Source organism: Micromonospora sp. U56, assembly GCF_018070095.1.
Lineage (GTDB): Bacteria > Actinomycetota > Actinomycetes > Mycobacteriales > Micromonosporaceae > Micromonospora > Micromonospora purpureochromogenes.
Genome location: NZ_JAGPYL010000018.1, coordinates 1 through 23436, shown reverse-complemented (window position 1 = coordinate 23436; position 23436 = coordinate 1). Strand labels below are relative to the sequence as shown.

Below are 23436 nucleotides of genomic sequence, written 5' to 3'. Positions count from 1 at the left end.
GCCTGCGGTGCCCTGACGGCCGGTGGCCAGACAGGCCAGGGTGTTGGCGTGTTGGCTGCCTTCTGCTCGGCGAACGCGACGGTGAACTTGCCACGCATCGGCGTACGTCGGCCGAGCGGCACGGGACGGAGCCCCTGGAGCGTAGGCGCCATCATCGATGGCTGACATGGAGGGGCGCTCCATAACGATGCGGCTCCGGTGGTGACATCCTCTGTTTCTGCCGTGTTACCGTCCCCGCTCACCGGCCGGAGGAGGTGACACGATCGTGTCGACTGCCGACCCGGATGTCGCCCTGCGGGCGCTTCGGCTGCTGGCCGGCCCCGATGCCGGGGTACCCGATACCCTGGCCGGGCTGGCCGCCCACGCCGCCGACGATCCGCGGGCGACCGAGAGCATCGAGCTGGCCCGGGCGGTCGCGGAGCGGCTGGCCGAGCGGGACCGGCGCGAACGGGAGCTGACCGCCTTGTACGAGACGGCTGGCGACCTGTCGTCGCGGCACGACCTGGAGGAGGTCCTGCAGGCCATCGTCACCCGCGCCCGTGGGTTGCTGGGCACGGAGGCCGCCTACCTGATGCTGATCGACAGGCAGCGCGGCGACACCTATGTGCGGGTCACCGACGGCATCCGCACTGATGCGTTCAAGGCGGCCCGGCTGGACATGGGTGCCGGGTTGGGTGGGCTGGTCGCCCAGACCCGCCGCCCCTACGCCACCCCGGACTATCCCGGCGATCGGCGGTTCAAGCACACGGTCGACGCGATCGTCAATGCTGAGGGGCTGATCGCCGTGCTTGGGGTGCCGGTGTTGCTGCGCGAGGAGGTGATCGGGGTGCTGTTCGCGGCCAACCGGCGGCAGCGGCCCTTCGCCGACTCCGAGGTCGCCTTGCTGATCTCCCTGGCCACGCATGCCGCGATCGCGATCGAGACCGCGTCGCTGTTCGCCGATGTGCGCGCCCACAGCGATCTGGTGGAGCGCGCCGGGAGCGTGCACGAGCGGTTGACCGCGGTCGCTGCCGGCGGCGGTCGGCTACCCGACCTCGCGGCTGCCGTCGCCGAAGCCCTCGACAGCGCCGTCGTCGTCGCCGACCCCGCGCTGCGGGCCCTCGCCGCCGCGGGCACGAGCGAGGAGCCGGCGGCGATCACCGGCGGCCTGGCCACGGCGTGCCGGGCGGCACTGACGACCCAGGCCACCGTGATCACCGCGGATGGGTGCGCCACCCCCGTCACCGCAGGCACCCAGCCGTTGGCGGTGCTCGCGGCTCGACGCGGCGACCTCGACAACGCCGACCAGCGCACCTTCGAACGCGCCGCGCTCGTCGTGGCGATCCTGCTGCTCACTCAGCGGCAGCTGGCGGAAGCCGAGCAGCGCGTCCGCGGCGACCTACTTACCGACCTGCTCGCCGACACCCAACCCGATTCCGACGGGCTGCGCCGCCGGGCCCGGCTACTCGGCATCGACCTCGACACTCCGCACGTGGTCGTGGTGGCCGAACCGGTCAGCGGAAAGGACCTGCGGCTGGCGGTCAGCGCGCTGACCGGGTGGGCCGGCGAGCGCGGCGGCCTGGGCGGCGAGCACGGCCGTACGGTGGTGCTGCTGGTCCCGGCCGCCGACCCGCAGTCCGCCGCCGAGCATGGTGGAGACCGAGCCCGCTGCGCCGGCTGCGCGGTCACCGTCACCGCCACCGGGCCCGCGGCTGGGCCGGCCCCGATCCGTGACGCGCACCGCGAAGCGCGCCAGTGCGTGGACGTGCTCACCGCCCTCGGCCGGACCGGCAGCGTGGCCACCCCGCAGGACCTCGGCGTGTTCGGGATCCTGTTCGGCCCGTCCGGCCGCGATCGCATCCAGCGCTTCATCACCGCGACGCTCGCCCCGGTGCTCGAGCACGACGCCCGGCGCGGCACGGACCTGCTGGGCACCATGGAGGCGTACTTCGACGCCGACACATCCCACGCCCGTGCAGCGGCGGCGTTGTTCATCCACCCCAACACGCTGTACCAGCGCATCGAACGGATCAACGGCCTGCTGGGTGACGGCTGGCGCAGCGGCGACCAGGCCCTGCAGAACCAGCTCGCGATCAAGTTGCACCGCATCGACGTCCATCTTGACCGCGCCGGCCGGTAGTGGAGGAAAACTCCACACGAACCGGCGCACGACGGAAGGTTGCCCCATCGCCTCAAGGCTGAACGGTTCCTAGGTTTCCGGGTATGGATGCCCGCCCCACCGCCCTGGCCGCCGACCGCCAGCCCGTGCTCGATCCTCGGCTGCCGGTCGACGACTTCCAGCCACCGTTCGCCGGGTTCGCCGAGTTCCTGCGCCATCGCACCGACACCGATACGACGTACCTGACCGAGTTGCACCACGCCCGCGGCACCCGCCGCGAGTGGACCGTCGGGCGGTGGCGGGCCCGGGTCGAGGCGACGGCCGCGTGGCTGCGCGATAGCGGCGTCAGCCACGGCGACGCGGTCGCGACGCTCACGGGGAACACCGCCGATGCCCTCGCGGTCGCCTACGCGTGCTGGCTGATCGGCGCCTGCTGCGTCCCGCTGAACGTCCAGGAGGCCGCCGACCGGCAGGCCTACGTGCTGCGCGACTCGCAGGCGGGACTGCTGGTGTACGCCCCCGAGCACGCCGACCGAGCCGCCGCCGTGGCGGCCATGACGTCGACCCCGCGCCATGCGACCGGCGAGCTGCCCACCACCGGCGACCGGCCGATCGACGACCCGGCGACCGGCCTGGACGTGCCGGCGCTGCGGCTGTACACCAGCGGCACCACCGGCGACCCGAAAGGCATCATCACCACCGTCGGCAACCTGCTGACCGACCTGGACGCGCTCGCCGCCACCTCCGCCTGGGACGCCACGACGCGCGTGTACACGGTCCTGCCCGTGCACCACGCCAACGCGCTGGTCATCTCCAGCCTGCTGCCCTGGTCGACCGGATCCTCGACGGTGCTGGTCGACCGGTTCCGCACCGACACGTTCTGGCGCGACGTCGACAACGAGCGCGCCACCACCGCCAGCCTGGTGCCCACCCTGCTGGAGTTCCTCCTCGCTCACGACGGCCGCGCCCCCGACCACTTCACCGAGGTGCTGTGCGGCGCCGGGCCGCTGCTGGTGGAAACCGCACTCGGCTTCGAGCAGCGGTTCGAAATCGCCATCCGGCACATCTACGGCCTCTCCGAGACCACCTGCGCCGCCTGCGCCATGCCCGCTCTGAACGTCGACGAGCGTCGCCGCTGGCACGCCGACTTCGGCTTCCCCAGCATCGGCTGCCCGGTGCCGCACGCCGAGATGGCGGTGCTGCACCCGGTCACCGGCGAGCCCGCGCCCGCAGAGGTCCGCGGCGAACTCGCGGTGCGCGGCGCCATCGTCATGCTCGGATACGCGGGCCGTCCCGACGCCACCGCCGAGGCCTTCCGCGGCGGTTGGTTCCACACCGGCGACGAGGGCTTCTGGCGCCCCGGACCGGGCGGCCGACCGGCGTTCTTCATCACCGGCCGGATCAAGGAACTGATCATCCGTGGCGGGCACAACATCTCCCCGTTCGAGATCGACGAGGTCCTGCGCTCCCACCCGCGGATCAGGTTCGCCCTCGCGGTGCCGTTCGAGCACCGGGTCTACGGCGACGAGATCGCCGCCTACGTCGTCCCCGACGGCCCGCTCACCGAACAGGACGTCCTCGAGCACTGCGCCGCCCGGCTGGACTTCGCTCACCGGCCCAAGGTCGTCATCTTCGGCGACGACGTGCCCTACACCGCCACCGGCAAGGCCAAGCGCATCGAGCTCACGAACCGCCTCGCCCCGCGGCTGCGCGAGTTCCGCGAGGCCACCTTCCGCCGCCCCAGGACCTCTCCCTGAGGAGCCCCGATGAGACCGCTGCGCCAGGTTCTCCCGCCGTCGAACACGCCACGCTGCAGCCCATGTTCCATGCCCGGCTGACCGGCAACGGCGGCACCCTGACCCCGGCGGTCGTACGCACCCTGACCGCCGACCAGACCGCCCCGCCCGCCGTTGCCATGAACCAGTAGGGAGCGCCACCCATGTCGTACACGGAACTCGACGTCCCGGTGACCGGCGGCACCCTGCGGGCCTGCCGGTGGCCGGCCACCCGCGACAACGCGCCCACCGTCCTGGCAGCGCACGGGATCACCGCCAACGCGCTGTCCTGGGCGGCGGTCGCCGACGCGCTGGCCGGCCGGGCCACCCTGGTCGCCGCCGACCTGCGCGGCCGTGCCGGCAGCGCCGGCCTGCCCGGCCCGTACGGGCTCGCCCAACACGCCGACGACCTCATCGCCATCGCCGGGCACCTCCACCTCGGCCGAGTGGCGATCGCCGGGCACTCGATGGGCGCCTTCGTCGCCGCCGTCGCAGCCCTCCGCCACCCGGACCGGATCTCGTCGCTGCTGCTCGTCGACGGCGGGGTCACCCTCCCGACACCCGGCGGCGGCGACATCGACGCCACCCTGGAGGCCGTGATCGGCCCGGCCATGCGCCGGCTGCGGATGACCTTCGCGGACGCGCAGGCGTATCTCGACTTCTGGCGCGCCCACCCGGCACTGTCGGCGGACTGGTCACCGGTCATGGAGGCGTACGCGCTGCGCGACCTCGTCGGCCAACCCCCGATACTGCGCTCCTCGTGCAACCTGGACGCGGTGCGCCAGGATGCCACCGACACGCTCCTGGACGATCAGATCACCACCGCGATCCACCGCGTCGGCTGCCCGACCACCCTGCTGTGGTGTGAGCGTGGCATCCTCGACGAACCTCAGGGCCTGTACGACGAGGCCCGGTTCGAGGCCGCCGGCGTGGACCGCACCCGGATTGGCATTGAACAGCTGGCCGACGTCAACCACTACACGATCCTGTTGTCCGCCAACGGTGCGGCCGCTGTCGCCAGCCACATCGGACGGCTGCCATGAGGCGCGTGCACGTCGCCGGGGTGGGCATGGTTCCGTTCCGCAAACCATCGCAGAGCCTGCCGTACCAGCTGGCGGGTGCGCAGGCAGCCCGCGCCGCCCTCGCCGCCGCCGGTGTCGATTGCCAGCTGGTGCAGCAGGCCCACGCCGGCTACGTGTACGGGGTTTCCACCTGTGGCCAGGCTGCCGTCTACGGCCTCGGCCCGACCGGAATTCCGATCGTCAACGTCAACAACAACGGCGCCACCGGCTCCTCGGCACTGTGGTGTGGCGACGGCGATGATGGCTTCCTCCCCGCCTTCGTGGATTTGCCGGGGCGATGGGCGGTGGCGCGTGGAAGTCACGCGTACCGAACAGGCGGGGCGCGTGCAGGGCCAGCGTCTGGGGTGTCGACGTCATGACCTGTCCCGAGAGGTGAACGGTTCCCGATCCGACCGGAGTGGCCGTGGCCGTGGCGCAGCATGCTGCTCGGTGCGCGGATCAGCCAGCCAGTCGACGATGGCAGCAGCTGTCCAGGACTGCGCGTGGCTGCCGGCGGGCTCGCCGGTCTGCGGGTCGTAGTACTCCCCGAAGTTGCGGTCCGCCACCATGGCGAGGGTCTGTTCCCGCCATCGCTGCGCGAGCGCATCCTCGCCGTGCCGCCGCAGCGCCCACACGAACAGCCAGTTGAGGAATGGCCAACTCGGGCCTCGCCAGTAGGTGCGCGGTTTGAACCCGGGGTCGTCCGGCGAGACGGATGGCGGCACCTTGAAACGCAGTGAGGGATGCTCGGCCCACCGTGGTCCGGCGAGGATCGCGGTCTGCTCACGCCGCACGGTCTCGTCCCCGCCGCAGAGCGCGACCGACCAGGACGCCACCGACTCGGCGGGGATCCAGGTCCCGCGGATCTCGTCGAAGTCGCGGCAGCGGCGGGTGACCGGGTCGAGGGTCGACAGGACCCCCTGCCGGGCATGCTCGGCAAGCAGCCGCTGCTGGTCGGCGATGTCCCCGCGCCCCAGGCTGTCGGCCATCCGCGCGGTCTCATCGGCTGCGAGGGCCAGGACTGCGGTCATGAAGACGTCACGGACGCGGAAGGACACGACTTTTTCGATCATCTTGTCGTCGTAGCCGACCGACTTCATCTCCCCGACCAGCGTGAGGTAGCGCTGGTACTCCTCGTCGCTCGGCCGGTCGGCCAGATCGGTGACGACCTTCGTGTCGTGGCGGCGCAGTTCGACGAGCTCGTCGACGGTCACACCCGCGTACGCGGAGTCCCACCGCGGCGAGTTGTCCATGCCGGACTCCCAGCCATGATGAATCTCGATCAGCCCACGCCCCGACGGGTCGCGGACGTCGGTCAGCCACTGGTGCCACGCAACGATTTTCGGCAGATGCTCGGTGACGAAGGCCTCCGCACGCACGGCGTCCGCGCCGCCCCGCGACCGGGCGATGTCGAGGATGCGTGCCAGGGCGATGGCGTGCGCGGGGGGCTGACAGATTCCGCTGGTGAGCACCCCGCCGGGTTTGGCCCTGGCCGAGGTGGTTCCCCACACGTCCGGCCCAGGAAAATAGCCGGGCACGTCGGAGAAGACAATGTGCGGAATCATGCCGGTCGACCACTGCGCGTCGAAGAGGTTACGCAGCTCCAGCAGCGCCCGCTCGACGGACATGTGCGCCAGGCCGATGGAGATGAAGGCGGCATCCCACGACCATTGATGTGGGTAGAGCGCCGGCGCGGCCTTCACCATCCCGCCGAGGTCGTTGTCGCGCAGAACCCTCCGCGCCGCCTCATCCAACGTCGACGCGTCCACCACGAAGCTCCTGTCGTTCATACGCTTGCCAGCAGACCAAGCCCGGTCTGCGGGTCATACAGCCGCACGGAGTCCGGGGCGAAGTGCAGGAGGACCGTCTCGCCCGAGGAGACCCGCTGGCTCGGTGGAATCTGGACCTTGAGGCTCTGGTCGGCCACCTTGACCGTCAGTAGCGTGGCGGCGCCCAACGGCTCGACGACGTCGACGACAGCGGGAACCGGGTCCGGCCTGTGCGCGGCGATGGAGATGGCCTCGGCACGGATGCCGATCCTGATCGGACCAAGCGGTACGGCCGCCGGTGCGGGGATGGAGGCGTCCTCACCGAAGATGATGCGGCCGTCGGCTACCTGGCCATCGAGAAAGTTCATCGGTGGCGACCCGATGAACCCCCCGACGAAGGTGTCCGCTGGGCGGTCGTACACCTCCATCGGGTGTCCGAGTTGGGCGATCTTGCCGGCCTCCATCACCGCCACCCGGTCGCCGAGTGAAAGCGCCTCGACCTGGTCGTGGGTGACGTAGACGGTGGTCGTGCCGATGTGCTCGACGATCTTCTTCAGCTCGGCGCGGAAGTTGAGCCGCAGCAGGGCGTCGAGGTTCGACAGTGGCTCGTCCATGAGCAGGACGTCGGCGTCGACGACGATCGCTCGCGCCACGGCCACCCGCTGGCGCTGGCCGCCGGAGAGCTGTGCCGGGTAGCGATCCAGGTACGGAGTCAGCTGGAGCAGATCCGCCGCCCAGGCCACCTTCTTGGCGATCTCATCCTTGGGCATCTTTCGGGTCATCAGGCCGAACCCGATGTTCTGGCGTACGCGCCGGTGTGGGAACACCGCATACGACTGGAACACCATCGACAGGTTGCGCCGGTTCGGTGGCAGGTAGGTCATGTCCCTGCCACCGATCGCAATCGCCCCGGCATCGGGCAACTCCAGCCCGGCGATCATCCGCAGCAGCGTCGTCTTGCCGCAGCCGGACGGGCCGAGCAGGACCATGAACTCGCCGTCTTCGACGTGCAGGGAGATGTTCTTGGTGGCCGGCTCTGTGTTGCCAGGGTAGGTCTTGACCAGGTTACGAATTGAGATGTCAGCCATGGTGGTCGTCCACTTTCGGTGTGCGGCGCGGGAGGCGGAGCCGGGTCATCGGATGGTGGTCCCCCACATGTTGATCAGGTACTTGCGCATCACCGCGATGAAGATCAACGCCGGGACGATGAGGAAGAAGCCGCCGGCGAAGCGGAAGGTCAGCGGGGAGTCGGACAGGGACGAGAGCACGGTGGCCGGCAGCGTCCGCTGGTTGAGGGTGAGGATGGTGGCGCCCAGCACCTCGTTCCAGCTCAGCACGAAGGTGAAGATCGAGGCAGCCGAGATCCCCGGCAGCGCGAGCGGTAGGACGACGCGGCCGAAGGCACCGAGCGGCCCGCAGCCGAAGATGCGGGCCGCTTCCTCGACATCGACCGGGACCGCGAGGAAGACGCTCGCGGTGACCAGGATCGTCGTCGGCAGCGTCAGCGCCGTGTGCAGCAACACCACGGCGAGCGGCGTGTCGTACATGCCGACGTTGAGGAACAGTTCGGCCAGCGGCACCGAGAGCACGACGATGGGCAGCGCCCGGGTGAAGAGCAGGAAGAGTTGGTACTGGTCACGGCCCTTGAAGACGTACCGGGCGATGGCATATCCGGCCGGCGCGCCGACCACGAGGGAGAGAGCCAGCGTGCCGACGGCGACGATCAGGGAGTTGATCAGGCCAGCACCGACACCGGTCGAGCTGAGGAAGGTTGACATCGTCTCGACCGAGAAGGCGGTCGGCAGGAACCGCAGCGGAAACTCGTTCATGGCGGCTGGAGAAGAGAATGCCGCGACCGCGATCAGGTAGAACGGCACGACCATGAACAGGCTGACCGCGACGCACGCCAGTTGGAGCAGTAGGCGGTTGCGCTTGAGCCGACGTAGCGGCCTCAGATCGACCGGTACGTCGTCGGACTGTTCGGTGCGCGAGGGTGCCAGCGTGCTCATCGGGCCGCCCCTTTCGTCCCGTCGCGTAGCACTCGCAGGTAGAGGAACGCCGCCGCCATCGACACGAACATGACGACGAGCGCGAGCGCCGAGGCGACATTCGGGTTCTGCAGCGCGGTGTAGAACCGGTAGGTCTCCCCGACGAGCAACGGGAAGTCCTGGCCGGTCAGGGCCTGCGCGACGGCAAAGGTCTGGAAGGCGAGGATCGTCCGCAGGATCAGAGCCACCTGCAGGCTCGGTTTGAGGAGCGGCAACCAGACGTGCCGCAGCCTCGTCCAGTAGGTCGCCCCGAAGACGTTCGCCGCCTCGTCGTAGTCCTTGGGGATTCCCTGCAGGCCGGAGACGACGATGACCATGACGAGCGACGTCGCCCGCCACAGCTCGGCGACGAGGATCGCCGTGAACTGCGATGCCGGGTTGGTGTAGGAGAGCCACGACACCGGGCCGACACCGATCGTTGACAGGCCCGAGTTCAGGTACCCGTTGTCGGTGAAGATCGAGAGCCATACGAGGCCCGCGGCCAGGTCGGAGACGGCGATCGGCACCGCCCAGAGGTAGAAGTAGAGGCCCTGGCCCTTCGGCCGTTGGTGCAGCAGCAGCGCCATGACGATGGCGAGCACGAACTGCACAGGCAGCAGAACCACGATGAGGAGCAGCGTGTTCCGCACGGCGGGCCCGAACTGGCCGTCGCCGACCATCCGCTCGATATGCTCGAGGCCGAGCCCGTCCGGCGACTGGAACGCCTGCAGGATGCCGGCGACCATCGGCCACGCGAAGAGCAGCAGCATGAGGATGATCGACGGGGAGATCAGCAGCAGCGCCGGCGAGAGCCGGCGCGAACGACTGGCACGACCTCCCCGCGTGCCTTCTCGTACCAGTTCCGTCCTGGTCATGGCTCAGGCCACGCTGCAGGTCTGACCCGCAACCGCCTTGTCCGGCGCCCAGCAAGGGACCTTCGCCTGGTCGAGGATGCCCTGCAGGACCTTGGCCTGGGCGCCGAGCACTGCTGCCGGTTCCTTGCCGTCCTTGCAGATCTGCGCGAAGCAGTCCTTGTAGACCTGTGACACCTCGCCATCCCGCTTGCCCAACCCGACCGGCGTCACCGCGATGATCGCGTTGGATGCGTTCTGCTGCGCACCCACGGCCTTTGCCTCGAGGCTGACCGCCGGCGGTAGGTCCGTCGGCAGGTCGCCCTTGACGACCGGGAAGAACGCGTTCTGCCGCAACGTCTCCGCTTGGGCCGCAAGTTGCGACAGCGCGGTCATGACCTTGGTGGCCTTGTCCAGGTCGGCACCCCTGGGTACGCCGAACCCGGCGACGACGAGCATGTAGCCCTGCCCCTTCGGGCCCGTCGGGGAAGGCAGCATCACCCAGTCGTCGGGCTTGTCCTTGGGAGCATTGACCAGACGGGCCACGTGGTCCCAGCCGACGAGAACCTCCCCGCGTGCCATCGGTTCCTGCAGGTTGTCGTAGTTCGTCGACGCGGGGTTCATGTTCGCCCAGAGTTCCTTCATGTACTTCCAAGCGGTGACCGCGTCGGCGGACGCGAAGCCGGTGACCTGTCCGCCGGTGAAACTCGGCAGCAGGAAGCCCTGGAAGAAGCGGTGATAGAGGCCCTTGGGCCCGGCGGGAAAGCCGAAGACCGCCTTGCCGGTGGCCTTCCTGGCGTTGATCGCCCACTGCAGGTACTGGTCGTAGGTCAGTTTGTTCTGGTCGGCGCCCGACGGCAGGTACGCCAGCGTCGACTTGTGCGCCGCCACCACGTACGTGGCCTGCATCCACGGGATGTACTTCACCGTGCTGCCACCGAGCGTGGCCAGCGACCAGAGGTCGTCCGAGATGCCGGCGGAGGACAGTTGAGACTTGACGGTGTCCAGGTCTTCCAGGTTGTCCGCGAGGGTGGCGAGGTCACCGTGCAGCCCCCCCACCAGGCCGATGCTGACCTTGTTCGCCTTGACCTGAGCGGAGACCTGCGTGACGACCTCCCCGGCCGTCATGGAGTTGTAGGCGATCTTGAAGTCCTTGACATGCGTCGAGAGGATCTTCTCGTAGCGCTGCTTTTCTTCGATCGGCGTGAACTGGGTGGAGATGAAGGTGAAGTCTCCACCGCCGGACGTGCTCGCGCCCTGACAGCCCGACAAGGACCCGGCCAGGAAGGGCATCGCAGTCGCCCCGAGGCCGAACTTGAGGGCTGTGCGCCGGGAGAGGGGCCTGTCGTTGATCGAAGACATGAGGACCTCCACTGTGGTGGGTGTCGTCGTCGACACCCTTCTGTCAGGCTGCTGAACATAAGTGCCGTCCTCCTGGTCGTCAAGGGTTGCGGGGGGTTGTAACGTCTGTATCCATGCACGATCCGCCACGGCTGCAGGCTGCCGCCGCCCCCGCGGGAGTGGCATTGTCCGCCGGTCGGTTGCTGCACCTCATCCGCAGCGAGTCCGGGGTGACCCGTGCACAGTTGTTGGCCCGCACCGGCATGTCGCGGACCACCCTGACCGAACGTCTCGAGCAACTCACCGCCGCCCGCTTGATCCGCGAGAGCCGCAGCACCGATCCGACCGGCGGCCGACCCGCGAAGATCATCGAGTTCGACGCCGTCGACAAGGTCGTGCTGACCATCGATCTCGGGCACACTCACGCCCGGGTGGCGGCCGTGTCCATCGCCGGGGTACCCCTGGCGGCGACCGAGATCGCCGTGAAGGGCAGGTCGCCGTCGGAACTCGTGCTGACTGCATTGATCAAGGCAGCCGAGGAGGTACTGCAACGGTCTCCGGGTTGGGAGATTGTCGGCATCGGGTTCGGCGTGCCCGCGCCGGTCGTGCAGGAGGGGCAGACCCACTGGGACAGCTCACCGATGCGGGGCTGGTCCGAACGCCTCATCTCCGACACCTTGCAGGGGCGGTGGCCGGTCCCCCTCGTACTCGAGAACGACGCACGCGCGTTGGCCATCGGCGAGGACAGCCTGATGTCCTCCGCTGAGTCCGGTGTGGACATCCTGCTGGCTGTCAAGTTCGGCTGGGGCATCGGCGCAGGAGTGGTGATGGACGGCCACCCCCTTCGGGGTTCGACCGGCGCGGCTGGCGACATCGGTCACACGCGTGTCACCAGGGACGGCCCACGGTGCCGGTGCGGTCGACGCGGGTGCCTCGCCGCGTACGCCTCAGGACGAGCCATTCTGCGGCAACTGCGACATCGCCGCGTGACCAGCCTCTCGGACGTGGTGACGCTGCTGGACCGCAAGGATCCGGAGGTGACGGCCACCGTGCGTCGCGCGGGTGAGGCGATCGGTCATGTCCTCGGCGGTCTGCTCGCCTGCATCAATCCGTCCGTCGTGGTCCTCGGTGGCCTGCTCGGACACCATCCACTGGTCGTGCGGTCCGTCCGCGCCGAGGTGAAGAGCAGCACCCTGCCCCGGATGATCGAGCGGACCAGCATCCAACCCAGTCGTCTCGGAGAGGACGCCGGCACGATAGGAATGGCCCGGCTGGTGGTTCAGTCGCTCTACAGCCCGGAAGCCGTGGACAGCCGGCTGAAACTGCTGACAGAGTGAGCTAGCTTGATCTTCAACCCGCGGTGAGCGAGCGAGCTGCTCAGGACCTGGACCGCGTGGCGTACGTCCTCTGGGTCGGAGTCGACCGCCATGGTGAGCCGATCGAGCGAGGCCGACACCGTACTCCGGCTGAGCTCGCCACTTGCACCGTCCACCAACAGCCGAAGTACCCGCTGCGACAGCCTTCCGTACCGCGACTGCCACCAGACCCTGTCCTCCATCGCGCGCTGCTCCGGGCTCAACGGCAGGCCCGATCTGGCTCTGTCAGGGCCTGCGGCGCCCGTGGGACCAGATCTGGGACCGGGAGGTACGCCACGGCGGCTGAGCCGAAATCGTCAGCCCGCCGTCGCCACGACCACGAACTCGCCGTCGTCCCCCGCACCCACCGGTTCCCCCTGCCAGCCGCCGTGGATCCGCTGCACCCGGAAACCCGCCTGCGCGAGCGAGTCCCGCAACTCCCCCTCGGTGCGGAACCGCAGCACCGCGTCGCCGCGCAGCTCACCGTCGGCGAAGCCGAAGTGCCGGGTGAAGCGCACGACGCCGTCCCGGGCGTCGGTCACCTCCGTCCAGGTCACCACCTCCGAGCCGTCCGACAGACGAACCGACCGGCGTGAGTCGACCCGGTTCCACCGCTCCCAACGCCGATCGGCCGGATCCCGGGAGTCGAAGAGCAGCCGGCCACCCGTACGCAGCGCCCGACGCAACGCGGCGAGGACCCGCCGCCACTCGTCGTCGTCCACCACGAACTGCGCCACGTGGCTGGTCATCACCGCCACGTCGTACGCCCCGCCGGGCAGCACCTCCGCGCCACCCTCGACCCAGGTGACCCGGTCCGCACCGGGCTTGGCGCGCGCCGCGTCCAGTGAGGCGCGGGCCGGGTCGACGCCGGTGACGGTGTGCCCGGCGGCGGCCAGGGCCAGGGCCAGCCGGCCGGTGCCGCAGCCGAAGTCCAGCACCCGGGCGGCCGGGCTGACGCCGACCTCGGTGACGAAGAAGTCGTCGTCCGGGCCCCACCGGCACTCGACGTCGTAGACCGCGACGAGGCGGGGATCGGTGAACTCCGCGTTGCGCACCGCCGCACCTATTCCATGGGGCCGGCGGGAGCGAACCGGAAGTGGATCCCGTTGGGAACGGCGGCATGCGTCAGCCCGGTGATGTCGCTGAAGTCCCTGAGCCGAGCGAGGGCCGCGTCGGCGGTCACCGTGTCGCTCAGCGCCACGGTGATGCCGGCAAAGTGCAACCACGCGTCCGCGGCGACCGATTCGACTCCCAGGCTGTCCAGGTCACCGGACACGTTCGCCCGGACCTGGATGGCCAGGTCGCGCTGCTCCAGTACCTGCAGCTGGATCGCGTCGTAGCGGTGATGCGCGAAGTAGTAGACGCTGGCCTCGCCCGGCTCGGCGAAGCGTGAGCTGCTGGCACTCCGGCCTGCCATGCTGCGCCACCCGTCCGCCTGGATCGGCAGCCACTCGATGTCCAGGGTGAGTGGGCTGCTCCCATGATGGCGGGACACCGGCTGGAAGGGGAAGTGAAAGCTCCAGGTCAGCTGCGGTGCGAGTCCTAGCGTCGGGTTCTCGAACAACAGCCCCTGCCACTCACCGCCCTCGGCCGGAATGAAATCGCTGCGATCCAGGGCGTCCTCGTCACCTGCCTCGTCGATCATCGGTGCAGTCTGCCACCGCGGCGAAGCAAGCAGTGGCCCCGCCCGCGGGCCAAAAAACCTACCGATCCAATAGGGATCAACAGAACAGACATTATGATGCACCACAGTTTTGCCCCGTTATGTCCGCGCGAATTATCGGAATGTCATTGCCGGTTATCCAATAAATGGTCAAGCCTCCCGGCTGGCCGGCGGTAGAGGTTGCTGGCAGCGTTCTGTGACGGGTGTGGCTTGCGCCGCCGGTATCGGCATGGTTTCGGGGGTGAAGCCGGGCGGGCCGGGTGGCCCGCCCGGCTACCTCCCCGCTAGTCCCCGGCCATCACGGTGAAGGTGAATCCGGCCCTCGTCGGACGGCGCAGCGGGATGTCGCACTTGATCCGGCGCAGTGCCTCGTTCCTGCTGAGGCCGAGCCCTTGCGCGATGAGCCGTTCCGGGCGCACCGGTACCGGATCCTCGAAGACGACCTCCACCTGGACCGGCCACGCCTCGTCGAGCCATGCCGACGGGGTGTCGAGCTGCCAGGCCCCCGTCCAGTCCAGGGTGAAGCGGTTGCGCCGGGCGAGCAGCGGATCCAACAGCCTGGACGCCACCAGTTCCGGGTCGTTGACGTGGTAGCCGTGGAGCTCGGCCGGATCGAGGGATCTGACCGGCGCCCGCTCGTGGACGCTGAGCTTGCTCGTCCGATCGCAGGACACGCAGCGGACCAGCAGCCAGACGTCCAGCAGGTTGCCGTTGGCGTTGACGCGAAATTTGCCCTCGCCGGTGGTGGCCGACTCCGACCGGCAGTCCGCGCACCGCAACGACAGCAGAGGCAACCTGGTCCGACGAACGACCCAGGGCAGCACGATATGAGGTTGTGAAGACATGATCTCTCTCTGGACCTGACACGAGGCCGATTACGCGCGCGGCCTCAGACGCTGTATGACCGGGCGCACAAGGGCAGCCCGGCAGAACCGACGGGAGCGTCGGCTACAGGTGAGCGGAAGAAGGTGTCAGGTCTAAAGAGCAGGCGGGGTCACGCGGTTTGTCCTCTGTCCTCGGTGCGACGGGCCGCAGGCAACCTACGGGAACGCGAAAGGACGGCTCAAACGGTTTTCCGACCGAAACTTCGTCAGTGCCCCCGGGACCCCTCGGTGACGAAGGCGATGGTGTCATCGAGGCCGGCCGCTTGATCATCACCGGGATACGGCATCAGGCCGGAGGAGGCCAACAGTACGGCCACGCTTCGCTCCGGGCGCTCCACGTCGACCTGCGGCCCGGCGAACGTCACGCCGTTCGGTTGGTGCTCAAGCCCCTACGCCGAGGGCTACGAGCTGCTGGCCGGCGCCAGCGACGGGGGTGCGGTCAGCGCGAGCGCCGCCACGGAAAACGCCAGCGGCGGCGCCGGCCCGGCCGGCCGGTGGTGGTCGCCGGTTCGGTGGCAGCGGCCACGACAGCCGCCGAGCGCTGTTCCCGGTCGGCCCGCCAGCGTCGTACCGTCTCGTCGACGTTGACCGGCCGGACCACCACCCGCGGGCCGGTCGGGGTACGCAGCCAGGCCACGATCTCGGTGTTCAGCGCGGCCACGTACGCCCGGACGGACTCCTCGGTGGGCAGGTCACGGACCTCGTCGGGAACCTGCTCGACCCGGCGGCGCAGTTGCAGCGGCGTCGGCAACAGCAGATCGCTGGGCAGGGCCTCCCGCTCCAGGAAGCTCTTGATCCACCACGACTCGTCGTAGGGGGCGCCGCGGCCCGGGATCGGCTTGCCCATGCCGGGCAGGTTGTCGAAGTCGCCGCGCTCCACGGCGGTGCGGATCTGCGCCTCGACCGCCGCTTCCCACGCGTTGCTCACGTCACCCACCTCCCCGAACCACCGTATCCGCCGTACCGCCGAGGTTCAGCGCCCCGGCGCGGCCGGGCATTCCCCGCCGGCGGGTGGTGACGGGGGCCGGGGCGTAGATTCCCGGCAGGGGCGACGCGGGTCGGAGGAGGGCAGCGTGCGGGACTGGCTGATCGGGCTCGGTGTGGCCGTGGCCTGCCTGCTGGCCAGCTGGGCGCTGCTGGTGCTCCTGGCCCGGCGGCTGCCGCCGGGCATCCTGCGCGATTTGGCCGCGTTCATCCCCGACTGTCTGACCACGGTCCGCCGGCTGCGCGCCGACCCCCGGGTCCCCCGCAAGGCGAAGGTCGCCATCGTGGTGGCGGGCCTCTGGCTGGCCAGCCCGATCGACCTGATCCCGGAGTTCCTGCCGGTGATCGGCCCGCTGGACGACATCGTGGTGGTCGCGCTCGCCCTGCGCTACGCGGGCCGGCAGGTGCCGCGTGAGGTGCTGCTCGCCGCCTGGCCCGGGGAGCCGCGCCTGCTGCTGCGGCTGCTCGGCCCGCCCGCCACGCCGCCGGCCTGATCCCCGCCGAGGACGTCAGTCCCCCCGGCGCACGTGGCGGTGCCCGTCACCCGGGTACGGCGGCCGGGCGGGCAGCACCTCCACGAACGGGTACCCGCTCTTCTCCGCCACCCGGCAGGACGCCGGGTTGTCGACCTCGTGCAGCAGCTCCAGCCGGGTCAGTCCGGTGGCGGCGAAGCGGGTGAACGCCCAACCGCTCACCGCGTCCACCGCGCGCGAGGCCACCCCGCGGCCCCGGGCCGCGGCGGCCGTCCAGTAGCCCACCTCGGCCTCCGGCCGTCCCGGCGTGACGTCCTTGAGCAGCACGCAGGCGACGAGTCGCTGCCCGCCGTCGACCGGGTCCGTCTCGCAGACGGCGAAGCAGAAGCGGCGGCCGGCCGCCCAGCCCTGCCGGTGCCGCGCCACCCAGCGGCGGGCGTTGGCGGCGGTGCGCAGCGGGTGCCGGGTGCGCGCCCGCAGTTCCGGATCGCGGTAGATCTCCAGCAGCGCCTCGATGTCGTCGTCGCGCCACGGGCGCAGGACCAACTCGGCGGCGGACGTGGTGGCGGGCACCCGCAGGACGACGGACATCACAGCAGTGTCACCGCTGAACGGGCCGGCGCAAAGATGCGGTGCGCACGGCGCAGCGGTTCCCGGCGTAGGGTCGGGGCGGGCACGGGAGGGGCGGTGCGGCGATGGTGACGGTGGGCGCGCTGGTGGGGATCGGTCTGGTGGCGCTCGGCCTGGTGCTGACGCCCGGGCCGAACATGGTCTACCTGGTGTCCCGGTCGGTGACCCAGGGCCGCCGCGCCGGGCTGGTCTCCCTGCTCGGGGTGGCGGTCGGATTCCTGGTCTACCTGGCCGCCGCGGTGGCCGGCATCGCCACGGTCTTCGTGCTGGTGCCGCCGCTGTACACGGCGGTGAAGCTGGCCGGCGCGGCGTACCTGCTGTGGCTGGCCTGGCGGACGCTGCGCCCGGGCGGGCAGTCGGCGTTCACCCCGACGCCGCTGCCGCCGGACCGGCCGCGCCGGCTGTTCACCATGGGCCTGGTCACCAACCTGCTCAACCCGAAGATCGCCATCCTGTACGTGTCGCTGCTGCCGCAGTTCGTCGACCCGGCGCGCGGCCACATGGCGGTGCAGAGCCTGCTGCTCGGGCTGACCCAGATCGTGATCGCGCTGACGGTCAACGCGTTGATCGTGCTGACCGCCGGTTCGGTGTCGGCGTTCCTGCTCCGCCGGCCGGGTTGGGCGCGGGCGCAGCGGTACGTGATGGGCACCGTGCTGGCCGGCCTCGCGGTGCGCATCGCCGCCGACCGCTCCCGGGCCGCCGTCGCCACCGGCTGACCCGTCCCGGCCGCCGGCTCGGCACGAGCCTCAGAGGGCGTCGGGTCGGCGCAGCGCCGGGTGCCGCTCGCCGGGCCGTGCGTGCCAGGTCGGGGCGTCCTCGCGCAGCGTGGTGTCGATGCGCAGCCGCGCCCACTCGTCCAGCTCCGGCAGGTCGTCCGGGGCGAACCAGCCCACCTCGGTCGACTCGTCGCCGTCGGCGCGCGGCTCGCCACCCACCGGCGCGCAGCGGAACCAGACGTTGAGGTACTCGCAGACGTCGCCGTTGGGATAGACCACCGGGTGGGTGGCGACCCCGCCGACCCGGTCGACCCGGACCCGCACGCCGGTCTCCTCGAAGACCTCCCGCCCCACGGCGTCGGCCGGCTGCTCGCCCGGGTCGACGATGCCGGCGGGCACCGACCAGCGGCCGTTGTCGCCCCGCCGGGCCAGCAGCACCCGCCCGGCGTCGTCGCGCACCACGCCGCTGACGCCGGGCAGCAGGAGCAGGTCGTGGCCGATGTGGGCGCGCAGCCGGGTCACGTACGAGGGGACGGGCACCGGCACACGCTAGCCGGTGGCGTCGCGGTGCCGGCGGACCATCCCGGCGGCCAGCGGCGCCGCATCGAGGTCACCGGCGGCGATCCGGCCCGCGACGGTACGGCGCACCATCCGGTCGGCCAGCGCGGGAGCGTGCCGGGCGAGGGCCATCTCCAGCCGGCCCCGGGTCGTGGTGGCCACGTCCCGGGGCGCCCGGCGGGCGGTGGCCGCCCGCAGGATCGCCGCCACCACTCCCTCGACGGGTTCCATTCGCGACACCCCGCCCAGCGACAGACCCGCCTCGGCGGTGCTGGCGTGGATCGGTGAGGCGACCATGCTGGGGTAGACGACGCTGACGCCGACGTGGGTGCCGACCTCGTGGCGCAGCGCGTCGGCGTAGGCGACCAGGGCCCGCTTGCTCACCCCGTACGCGGCGGCGAGGGGCAGCGGCAGCACCGCCATCCGGCTGGCCACGAAGATCACCCGACCGCGGGCGGCGACCAGGTCGGGCAGCGCGGCGGCGGTGGTCCGCCAGGCGGCGAGCAGGTTCACCTCCAGCTGCTGGCGGACAGTCTCGTCGGGAGGCAGCTCCGCCGGGGCGGGACCGCCGACGCCGGCGTTGTTGACCAGCAGGTCCAGCCCGCCGAGGCGGTCGGCGGCGGCGCGTACGGCGGGCGGGACGGCGGCCGGGTCGGTCAGGTCGCAGCCGAGGACGGGCACGCCGGCAGCCATGCCCGGGTAGCGGTCGACGCCGACGACCCGCGCCCCGGCGGCGTGCAGCACGGCGCAGAGTTGCCGGCCGAAGGTGCCGTGCGCGCCGGTGACGACCGCCCGGCGGCCGGCCAGCCCGCTCACGCCGGCACCCGGGTGGTGGCGGCGGCCCGGCGGGCGCCCTCGTCGAGTTCCCGGGCCAGCTGGGCGAGGTAGGCGTCGAAGTCGACGCGCATCGCCGGGCGGCGGTCGCCCCAGCGGTCGGTCGCCGCGCGCAGCTCCGCCCGGATGTCGGCGCGCTGCCGGGCCGGGTCGGGCAGCGCGTACGTGCCGGCGAGCTGGGCGGCGACCAGCCGGGCCTGCGCCTCGACGAGCGGGAACGCCGCCCCGGTGGACTGCATCAGCCCGACGAAGGCCAGGCCGGGCACGTCGGGGTGGAAGACGTGCCGGTACAGCGGCAGGGCGTCCGGCCGGTCGCCGAGCAGCGCCGGGTCCAGGAACGGGAGATCCACCCGGTAGCCGGTGCACCAGATCACCAGGTCGACCTCGTCGGCGCGGCCGTCGGTGAAGGTGACCCGGTCGCCGTCGAAGCCGGCGACGCCGGGCCGTACCTCGATCTCGCCGTGGGTGAGGCGGGACAGCAGCCCGTCGGAGAGGGTGGGGTGGTCCTGGAGGAAGCCGTGGGCGGGTGCGGGCAGGCCGTAGCGGGTCGGGGGTCCGACGGTGGCGGTGAGCATGGTCTGGCTGATCCGTTGGCGCAGCCGCCACGGCAGCCGGCGGGCCAGCGCCCCGTTGAGGGTGTCCGACGGGCGGCCCAGCAGGTGCTTGGGCACCACCCACACGCCGCGGCGCAGCGACAGCAGGGTGCGCGCGGCGGCGTACGAGGCGTCGACGGCGATGTCCATCGCGGAGTTGCCGCCACCGACGACCAGCACCCGCCGGCCGGCGAGCTGTTCCGGCCCGCGGTAGGCGTGGCTGTGCAGCTGCTGGGCGGTGCCGGTGCCCGGGGGCGGCGGGACCGGTGACTTCGGCACCCGGTTGTGCCCGTTGGCGACGACCACGGCGGCCACGGTGACGGTGACCGGCCCGTCGGGTCCGTCGGCGTGCACGGTCCACCGGTCGCCGGCCCCGGGGACGACCCGGTCGACGGTGTGCCGCAGCCGTACCGACTCGTGCAGGCCGAACCGGTCGGCGTAGTCGGCGAGCCAACCGGCGACCCGGGTGTGGTCGGGGTAGTCGGGCCAGTGCGTCGGCATCGGGTGGTCGGCGAACTCGGTCCGCCTCCTGCTGGTGTTCAGGTGCAGCGTCCGGTACGCCGGCGAGCCGGCCGACCCGTAGACCCACAGGCCGCCGACCCGGTCGCCGGCCTCGAAGCAGACCGCGGGCACGCCGGCGTCGGCGAGGGCCTTGAGGGTGGCCAGCCCGGCCGCGCCCGCCCCGATCACCGCCACGGACGGTGGTGCGCCCATCCCCGCCTCCCCTACCCACGAAAATCCAACGACTGTCGGATAATGGTCGTGGGTGGGGCCGCCCGTCAAGAGCCGTACAGGCTGTCGAGGAAGCGGTGCACGAAGGCGCGGAACTCGCGGCGCTCGCGGGCCTGCGATCCGCCGCCGGCGGCCAGGGCCACCACGTGCCCGTGCACCGCCCAGACCAGGCTGCGCACGGTGACGTGCGGGGTGGGCTCGGCCAGCGCGCCGGTCGCCGCGGCGGCGGTGAGCAGCTCGGCGACCAGCCGGTACAGCGGCGCCGCGTACCGCTCGTCCAGCTCGGCGTGGCGCTGCGGCTCCAACCAGCGGCGCAGCCACAGCGCGGTGGTCTCCGGCCGGTCCTCCAGGAAGTCCACGAACACGTCGACCAGTTCGTGCAGCGCCCGCAGCGCCTCGCCCGGCCCCGCCTCGAGAGCCGCCCGGGCCCGTGCCGTCGCCTCCTCCAGGGCCGCCCGCTCGGCGGCGAACACCCGCGCGAAGCAGGCGTCGTAGAGCTGCGCCTTCGTACCCGTGTGGTGGGAGACCGTGGCCACGTCGACGCCGGCGGCGGCGGCGACCTCCCGGAGCCCGACGGCGTCGAAGCCGCGCCGGGCGAACAGCTCGGTCGCCGCGGCGAGCACCACCTCACGGGTCTGCCGGGTCTCGTCGCGCCGGGGACGGCCCGGGCGGCGTCGGGGCATGGTCATGCCGGCCATTGTGCCCCTACAATCCAGCAACTGTTGGATTGGCCGGGAGGAGACGGGGCATGACCGGGCTCGACCAGCAGCCGACCAGCGCGGACGCGGCGGCCCTGCCCCGCGGTCCGCTGCTGGGCTTCGCCGCCGGCTCGCTCGGCATGGGCATCTGGGTCACCGTGCCCGGCCTGCTGCTGCTCTACTTCCTCACCGACGTGCTGGCCGTCGCCCCCTGGCTGGCCGGGTTGGCGCTGCTGCTGCCCAAGGTCGCCGACGTGCTGCTGCACCCATGGGTCGGGCACCGCTGCGACGTCGAACAGGCCCGCCGCGGCGACCGGCGGCGGCTGTTGCTGCTCGGCTGTGCCCTGCCGGTGGCCTTCGCGGCCCTCTTCGCGGTGCCCGGCGGGCTGACCGGCGCGCCCGCCGCCGCCTGGGTGGCGGTCCTCTTCGTCGCCGGCAACCTGCTCTTCGCCGCCTACCAGGTCCCCTACCTGGCCACCCCCGCCGACCTGCGGATCGGCTACCACGAGCGGACCCGGCTGATGGCCTTCCGGATGGTGGTGCTGACGCTCGGCATCCTCGTCTCCGGCCTGCTGGCGCCGCTGCTGACCGGCGGGGACGCCGCCACCCGGGGCGGCTACCAGCGGATGGGCGTGCTGCTCGCCGCCGGGATGCTGGCCGCCATGCTGGTCGGCCTCGCCGGCATCGCCCGGTTGCGCCGGGCCGCCGCCGCGAGCGCCGCCCCGCACTCCGGCGGCTGGCGGGCGCTCGCCGCCGCCCTGCGCGACCGGCAGTTCCGCTGGCTGGTCGCCGCCTACCTGGCCATGTCCACCACCACCCACCTGGTGCTGGCCGGGGTGCCCTACTACGCCGAGTACGAGCTGGGCCGCCCGGGCCTGACCACGGTGCTGGTGGCCGCGTTCGTCGCCCCGGCGCTGCTGGTCACCCCCGGCTGGCTGGCGGTGGCCCGCCGGGTCGGCAAGCAGCGGGCGCTGCTGAGCGCCCAGGGCGCGTTCGCCGCCGGGTCGCTGGTGCTGGCGGTGGGCCGGCCGGCGGGGCTGCCGGTGCTGGTGGCCGCGGTGGCGGTGCTCGGGGTGGCCTTCGCCGGCATGCAGCTGCTGCCGTTCTCGATGGTGCCCGACGTGATCCGCGCCGGCACCGGCGCCGCCGGCACCTACACCGGGGTGTGGACGGCCACCGAGGCCACCGGCGCGGCGCTGGGCCCCTGGGCGTACGCGCTCTGCCTGGCCGCCGGCGGGTTCGTCGCCTCCACCGCCGGGCAGAACGTCACCCAGCCCGACGCGGCGCTGGACGCGATCCGCTGGGGCTTCGGGCTGCTGCCCGCCGCGGCGATGCTCGCGGCGCTGCTGCTGCAACGCCGCTACACCCTGGACCGCGCCGCCCGCGCCGGGGACTGACCGTCCCGACGCCGGCACTAGACTTCCGCCTCGATGGACGCCCAGCCCGCCCCCGCCGACACCCGCCCCTGCGCCCACTGTGGACGGGACGTGCCGCAGCGCGTCGGCGCCGGCCGGCCGTTCCGCTACTGCCGGGACAACGACGGCGCCTGCCAGCGGGCCTCCCGCAACTCCCGGATGCGGCACCGCAACGCCCCCGGCCTGCCGGGTCAGGTGGCCCGCACCTGGGAGGCGGTGGACCGGCTCGACCAGATCGTCGAGACGCTGACCGAGGCGCTGCACGCCGAGCTCTCCCCGGCCGGGGTGGAACGCCAGCTCGTCCAGCTGCGCGCCGAGACCGCCGCCGACATCGCCCGGGCGCACACCGAGCGCGACGAGGCCCGCACCGACGCCGAGACCAGCGCCGCCGAGGCCACCCGCGCCCGGCAGGAGGCCCGCGCCGCCGCCGCCGACCGCGACGCCGCCCTGGCCCGCGCCGAGCAGGCCGACGCGCGGGCCGCCGCCGCGCGGGACCACGCCGAGCGCGCCGAGGCGGACCGGGACGTCGCCCGCCGCGAGGCCAGCGCCGCCGAGGCGCTGCGCGCCCAGGCCGAACGGGACCGCGACGCCGCCCGCCACGAGCTGCGCGGCCTGCGCACCGAGCGCGACACCGACCGGCAGCGCGCCGCCGACCTGACCGTCGAACGCGACGCCGCCCGCGCCGACGCCCAGCGGGCCACCGCCGCCGCCGCGGAGGCGGTGCGGCAGGCCGAGCTTGCCGCCGCCGAGGCCGCGCGGGCGCGTACCGAGGCCGACCGGCACGCCGAGCAGGCCCGGCGGGCGCACGCGGAGGCCGCCGCCGCGACCGCTGTCCGGGACGCCGCGCGGGCGGCGGCCGACGCCGCCCGCGAGGAGGCCGCCGCGGGGGCGGCCCGCGCCCGCGAGGAGGCCGCCGGGGGCGCGGCGCAGCGCGCCGCGCTCGCGGCCGAGCTGGCCGAGGCCCGGCGCGGCGGCGACG

General features: G+C 72.0%; 24 protein-coding genes. 9 read left to right on the top strand and 15 right to left on the bottom strand.

Going from position 1 to position 23436, the window contains the following annotated elements:
- Positions 1 to 265 precede the first annotated feature (265 nt).
- The 4 genes from KBX37_RS09405 (at position 266) to KBX37_RS09390 (ending at position 5314) form a co-directional block, all read left to right on the top strand.
- A complete protein-coding gene (locus KBX37_RS09405) occupies positions 266 to 2119 on the top strand; it encodes a GAF domain-containing protein (RefSeq protein WP_210775503.1) in 1854 nt (617 codons plus the stop codon).
- An 83-nt stretch (positions 2120 to 2202) separates the two neighbouring features.
- Positions 2203 to 3855, top strand: a complete 1653-nt coding sequence (locus KBX37_RS09400) for a class I adenylate-forming enzyme family protein (RefSeq protein ID WP_210775502.1) — start codon at positions 2203 to 2205, stop codon at positions 3853 to 3855.
- Positions 3856 to 4037: 182 nt separating this feature from the next.
- Positions 4038 to 4916 carry an alpha/beta hydrolase gene (locus tag KBX37_RS09395; RefSeq protein WP_210775501.1) on the top strand — a complete coding sequence of 293 codons (879 nt, stop codon included), beginning with the start codon at positions 4038 to 4040 and terminating at the stop codon, positions 4914 to 4916.
- A gap of 5 nt (positions 4917 to 4921) precedes the next feature.
- A complete protein-coding gene (locus tag KBX37_RS09390; protein ID WP_210775500.1) occupies positions 4922 to 5314 on the top strand; it encodes a hypothetical protein in 393 nt (130 codons plus the stop codon).
- On the opposite strand, the gene KBX37_RS09385 is transcribed toward KBX37_RS09390, so the two are convergent.
- From KBX37_RS09385 to KBX37_RS09365, 5 genes are read right to left on the bottom strand one after another with little or no spacing between them, the layout of a single operon-like run.
- Positions 5309 to 6724, bottom strand: coding sequence for an amylo-alpha-1,6-glucosidase (locus tag KBX37_RS09385; RefSeq protein WP_210775499.1), 1416 nt, complete (start codon positions 6722 to 6724; stop codon positions 5309 to 5311). The two genes, KBX37_RS09390 and KBX37_RS09385, sit on opposite strands and share 6 nt — an antisense overlap.
- The gene (locus tag KBX37_RS09380; protein WP_210775498.1) at positions 6721 to 7791 is read right to left on the bottom strand and encodes an ABC transporter ATP-binding protein; all 1071 of its coding nucleotides are present in this window, start codon (positions 7789 to 7791) and stop codon (positions 6721 to 6723) included. Before KBX37_RS09380 ends, KBX37_RS09385 begins: the two co-directional genes overlap by 4 nt.
- A 45-nt stretch (positions 7792 to 7836) precedes the next feature.
- Positions 7837 to 8712: a carbohydrate ABC transporter permease gene (locus tag KBX37_RS09375; RefSeq protein WP_247657488.1), complete on the bottom strand. Its 876-nt coding sequence runs from the start codon at positions 8710 to 8712 to the stop codon at positions 7837 to 7839.
- Positions 8709 to 9605 carry a carbohydrate ABC transporter permease gene (locus KBX37_RS09370; RefSeq protein ID WP_210775497.1) on the bottom strand — a complete coding sequence of 299 codons (897 nt, stop codon included), beginning with the start codon at positions 9603 to 9605 and terminating at the stop codon, positions 8709 to 8711. Before KBX37_RS09370 ends, KBX37_RS09375 begins: the two co-directional genes overlap by 4 nt.
- A gap of 3 nt (positions 9606 to 9608) precedes the next feature.
- Entirely contained in the window at positions 9609 to 10943 is a 1335-nt protein-coding gene (locus KBX37_RS09365) for an ABC transporter substrate-binding protein (RefSeq protein WP_210775496.1), read from the bottom strand.
- Positions 10944 to 11056: 113 nt separating this feature from the next.
- On the opposite strand from KBX37_RS09365, the gene KBX37_RS09360 reads away from it, so the two are divergent.
- Positions 11057 to 12259, top strand: a complete 1203-nt coding sequence (locus KBX37_RS09360) for an ROK family transcriptional regulator (protein WP_210775495.1) — start codon at positions 11057 to 11059, stop codon at positions 12257 to 12259.
- Here the strand turns inward: KBX37_RS09360 and KBX37_RS34310 are convergent.
- From KBX37_RS34310 to KBX37_RS09340, 5 genes are all read right to left on the bottom strand, one after another.
- Positions 12211 to 12501 (bottom strand): DUF6042 family protein, encoded by a 291-nt coding sequence (locus KBX37_RS34310; protein WP_256440233.1) that lies wholly within the window; start codon positions 12499 to 12501, stop codon positions 12211 to 12213. The two genes, KBX37_RS09360 and KBX37_RS34310, sit on opposite strands and share 49 nt — an antisense overlap.
- Positions 12502 to 12594: 93 nt before the next feature.
- Positions 12595 to 13332, bottom strand: a complete 738-nt coding sequence (locus KBX37_RS09355; protein WP_210775494.1) for a class I SAM-dependent methyltransferase — start codon at positions 13330 to 13332, stop codon at positions 12595 to 12597.
- Between the two features lie 8 nt (positions 13333 to 13340).
- The gene (locus KBX37_RS09350; RefSeq protein ID WP_210775493.1) at positions 13341 to 13922 is read right to left on the bottom strand and encodes a hypothetical protein; all 582 of its coding nucleotides are present in this window, start codon (positions 13920 to 13922) and stop codon (positions 13341 to 13343) included.
- 302 nt (positions 13923 to 14224) lie between these two features.
- Positions 14225 to 14785, bottom strand: a complete 561-nt coding sequence (locus tag KBX37_RS09345; protein ID WP_210775492.1) for a DUF1062 domain-containing protein — start codon at positions 14783 to 14785, stop codon at positions 14225 to 14227.
- Between the two features lie 478 nt (positions 14786 to 15263).
- Positions 15264 to 15752 carry a DUF1992 domain-containing protein gene (locus KBX37_RS09340; protein WP_210775491.1) on the bottom strand — a complete coding sequence of 163 codons (489 nt, stop codon included), beginning with the start codon at positions 15750 to 15752 and terminating at the stop codon, positions 15264 to 15266.
- Positions 15753 to 15897: 145 nt separating this feature from the next.
- On the opposite strand from KBX37_RS09340, the gene KBX37_RS09335 reads away from it, so the two are divergent.
- Positions 15898 to 16302 carry a DUF1232 domain-containing protein gene (locus KBX37_RS09335; protein ID WP_210775490.1) on the top strand — a complete coding sequence of 135 codons (405 nt, stop codon included), beginning with the start codon at positions 15898 to 15900 and terminating at the stop codon, positions 16300 to 16302.
- A gap of 15 nt (positions 16303 to 16317) precedes the next feature.
- Here the strand turns inward: KBX37_RS09335 and KBX37_RS09330 are convergent, their stop codons facing one another.
- Positions 16318 to 16872: a GNAT family N-acetyltransferase gene (locus KBX37_RS09330; RefSeq protein ID WP_210775489.1), complete on the bottom strand. Its 555-nt coding sequence runs from the start codon at positions 16870 to 16872 to the stop codon at positions 16318 to 16320.
- A 104-nt stretch (positions 16873 to 16976) separates the two neighbouring features.
- Here KBX37_RS09330 and KBX37_RS09325 point away from each other — a divergent pair, with 104 nt between their 5' ends.
- A complete protein-coding gene (locus KBX37_RS09325; protein ID WP_210775488.1) occupies positions 16977 to 17627 on the top strand; it encodes a LysE family translocator in 651 nt (216 codons plus the stop codon).
- 30 nt (positions 17628 to 17657) lie between these two features.
- Here the strand turns inward: KBX37_RS09325 and KBX37_RS09320 are convergent, their stop codons facing one another.
- The 4 genes from KBX37_RS09320 to KBX37_RS09305 all read right to left on the bottom strand — a co-directional run bounded on the left by KBX37_RS09320 (position 17658) and on the right by KBX37_RS09305 (position 21033).
- Entirely contained in the window at positions 17658 to 18167 is a 510-nt protein-coding gene (locus tag KBX37_RS09320) for an NUDIX domain-containing protein (RefSeq protein WP_210775487.1), read from the bottom strand.
- Positions 18168 to 18176: 9 nt separating this feature from the next.
- A complete protein-coding gene (locus KBX37_RS09315) occupies positions 18177 to 19001 on the bottom strand; it encodes an SDR family oxidoreductase (protein ID WP_210775486.1) in 825 nt (274 codons plus the stop codon).
- Positions 18998 to 20326 (bottom strand): NAD(P)/FAD-dependent oxidoreductase, encoded by a 1329-nt coding sequence (locus KBX37_RS09310; RefSeq protein ID WP_210775485.1) that lies wholly within the window; start codon positions 20324 to 20326, stop codon positions 18998 to 19000. The genes KBX37_RS09315 and KBX37_RS09310 overlap by 4 nt, the downstream gene beginning before the upstream one ends.
- 65 nt (positions 20327 to 20391) lie before the next feature.
- A complete protein-coding gene (locus KBX37_RS09305; RefSeq protein WP_305798101.1) occupies positions 20392 to 21033 on the bottom strand; it encodes a TetR/AcrR family transcriptional regulator in 642 nt (213 codons plus the stop codon).
- 59 nt (positions 21034 to 21092) lie between these two features.
- Between KBX37_RS09305 and KBX37_RS09300 the strand changes: the two genes are divergently transcribed.
- Entirely contained in the window at positions 21093 to 22439 is a 1347-nt protein-coding gene (locus tag KBX37_RS09300; RefSeq protein ID WP_210775484.1) for an MFS transporter, read from the top strand.
- A 33-nt stretch (positions 22440 to 22472) separates the two neighbouring features.
- A partial coding sequence (locus KBX37_RS09295; protein WP_210775483.1) for a hypothetical protein occupies positions 22473 to 23436 on the top strand: 964 nt, incomplete at its 3' end.

What these genes read in the sequence shown, in the direction of transcription:
- KBX37_RS09400 (WP_210775502.1), top strand. Translation starts at nt 2,203, where the DNA reads ATGGATGCCCGCCCCACCGCCCTGGCCGCCGACCGCCAGCCCGTGCTC.
- KBX37_RS09395 (WP_210775501.1), top strand. Translation starts at nt 4,038, where the DNA reads ATGTCGTACACGGAACTCGACGTCCCGGTGACCGGCGGCACCCTGCGG.
- KBX37_RS09385 (WP_210775499.1), bottom strand. Translation starts at nt 6,724, where the DNA reads ATGAACGACAGGAGCTTCGTGGTGGACGCGTCGACGTTGGATGAGGCG.
- KBX37_RS09380 (WP_210775498.1), bottom strand. Translation starts at nt 7,791, where the DNA reads ATGGCTGACATCTCAATTCGTAACCTGGTCAAGACCTACCCTGGCAAC.
- KBX37_RS09375 (WP_247657488.1), bottom strand. Translation starts at nt 8,712, where the DNA reads ATGAGCACGCTGGCACCCTCGCGCACCGAACAGTCCGACGACGTACCG.
- KBX37_RS09370 (WP_210775497.1), bottom strand. Translation starts at nt 9,605, where the DNA reads ATGACCAGGACGGAACTGGTACGAGAAGGCACGCGGGGAGGTCGTGCC.
- KBX37_RS09365 (WP_210775496.1), bottom strand. Translation starts at nt 10,943, where the DNA reads ATGTCTTCGATCAACGACAGGCCCCTCTCCCGGCGCACAGCCCTCAAG.
- KBX37_RS09360 (WP_210775495.1), top strand. Translation starts at nt 11,057, where the DNA reads ATGCACGATCCGCCACGGCTGCAGGCTGCCGCCGCCCCCGCGGGAGTG.
- KBX37_RS09350 (WP_210775493.1), bottom strand. Translation starts at nt 13,922, where the DNA reads ATGATCGACGAGGCAGGTGACGAGGACGCCCTGGATCGCAGCGATTTC.
- KBX37_RS09345 (WP_210775492.1), bottom strand. Translation starts at nt 14,785, where the DNA reads ATGTCTTCACAACCTCATATCGTGCTGCCCTGGGTCGTTCGTCGGACC.
- KBX37_RS09330 (WP_210775489.1), bottom strand. Translation starts at nt 16,872, where the DNA reads ATGTCCGTCGTCCTGCGGGTGCCCGCCACCACGTCCGCCGCCGAGTTG.
- KBX37_RS09325 (WP_210775488.1), top strand. Translation starts at nt 16,977, where the DNA reads ATGGTGACGGTGGGCGCGCTGGTGGGGATCGGTCTGGTGGCGCTCGGC.
- KBX37_RS09310 (WP_210775485.1), bottom strand. Translation starts at nt 20,326, where the DNA reads ATGGGCGCACCACCGTCCGTGGCGGTGATCGGGGCGGGCGCGGCCGGG.
- KBX37_RS09305 (WP_305798101.1), bottom strand. Translation starts at nt 21,033, where the DNA reads ATGACCATGCCCCGACGCCGCCCGGGCCGTCCCCGGCGCGACGAGACC.
- KBX37_RS09300 (WP_210775484.1), top strand. Translation starts at nt 21,093, where the DNA reads ATGACCGGGCTCGACCAGCAGCCGACCAGCGCGGACGCGGCGGCCCTG.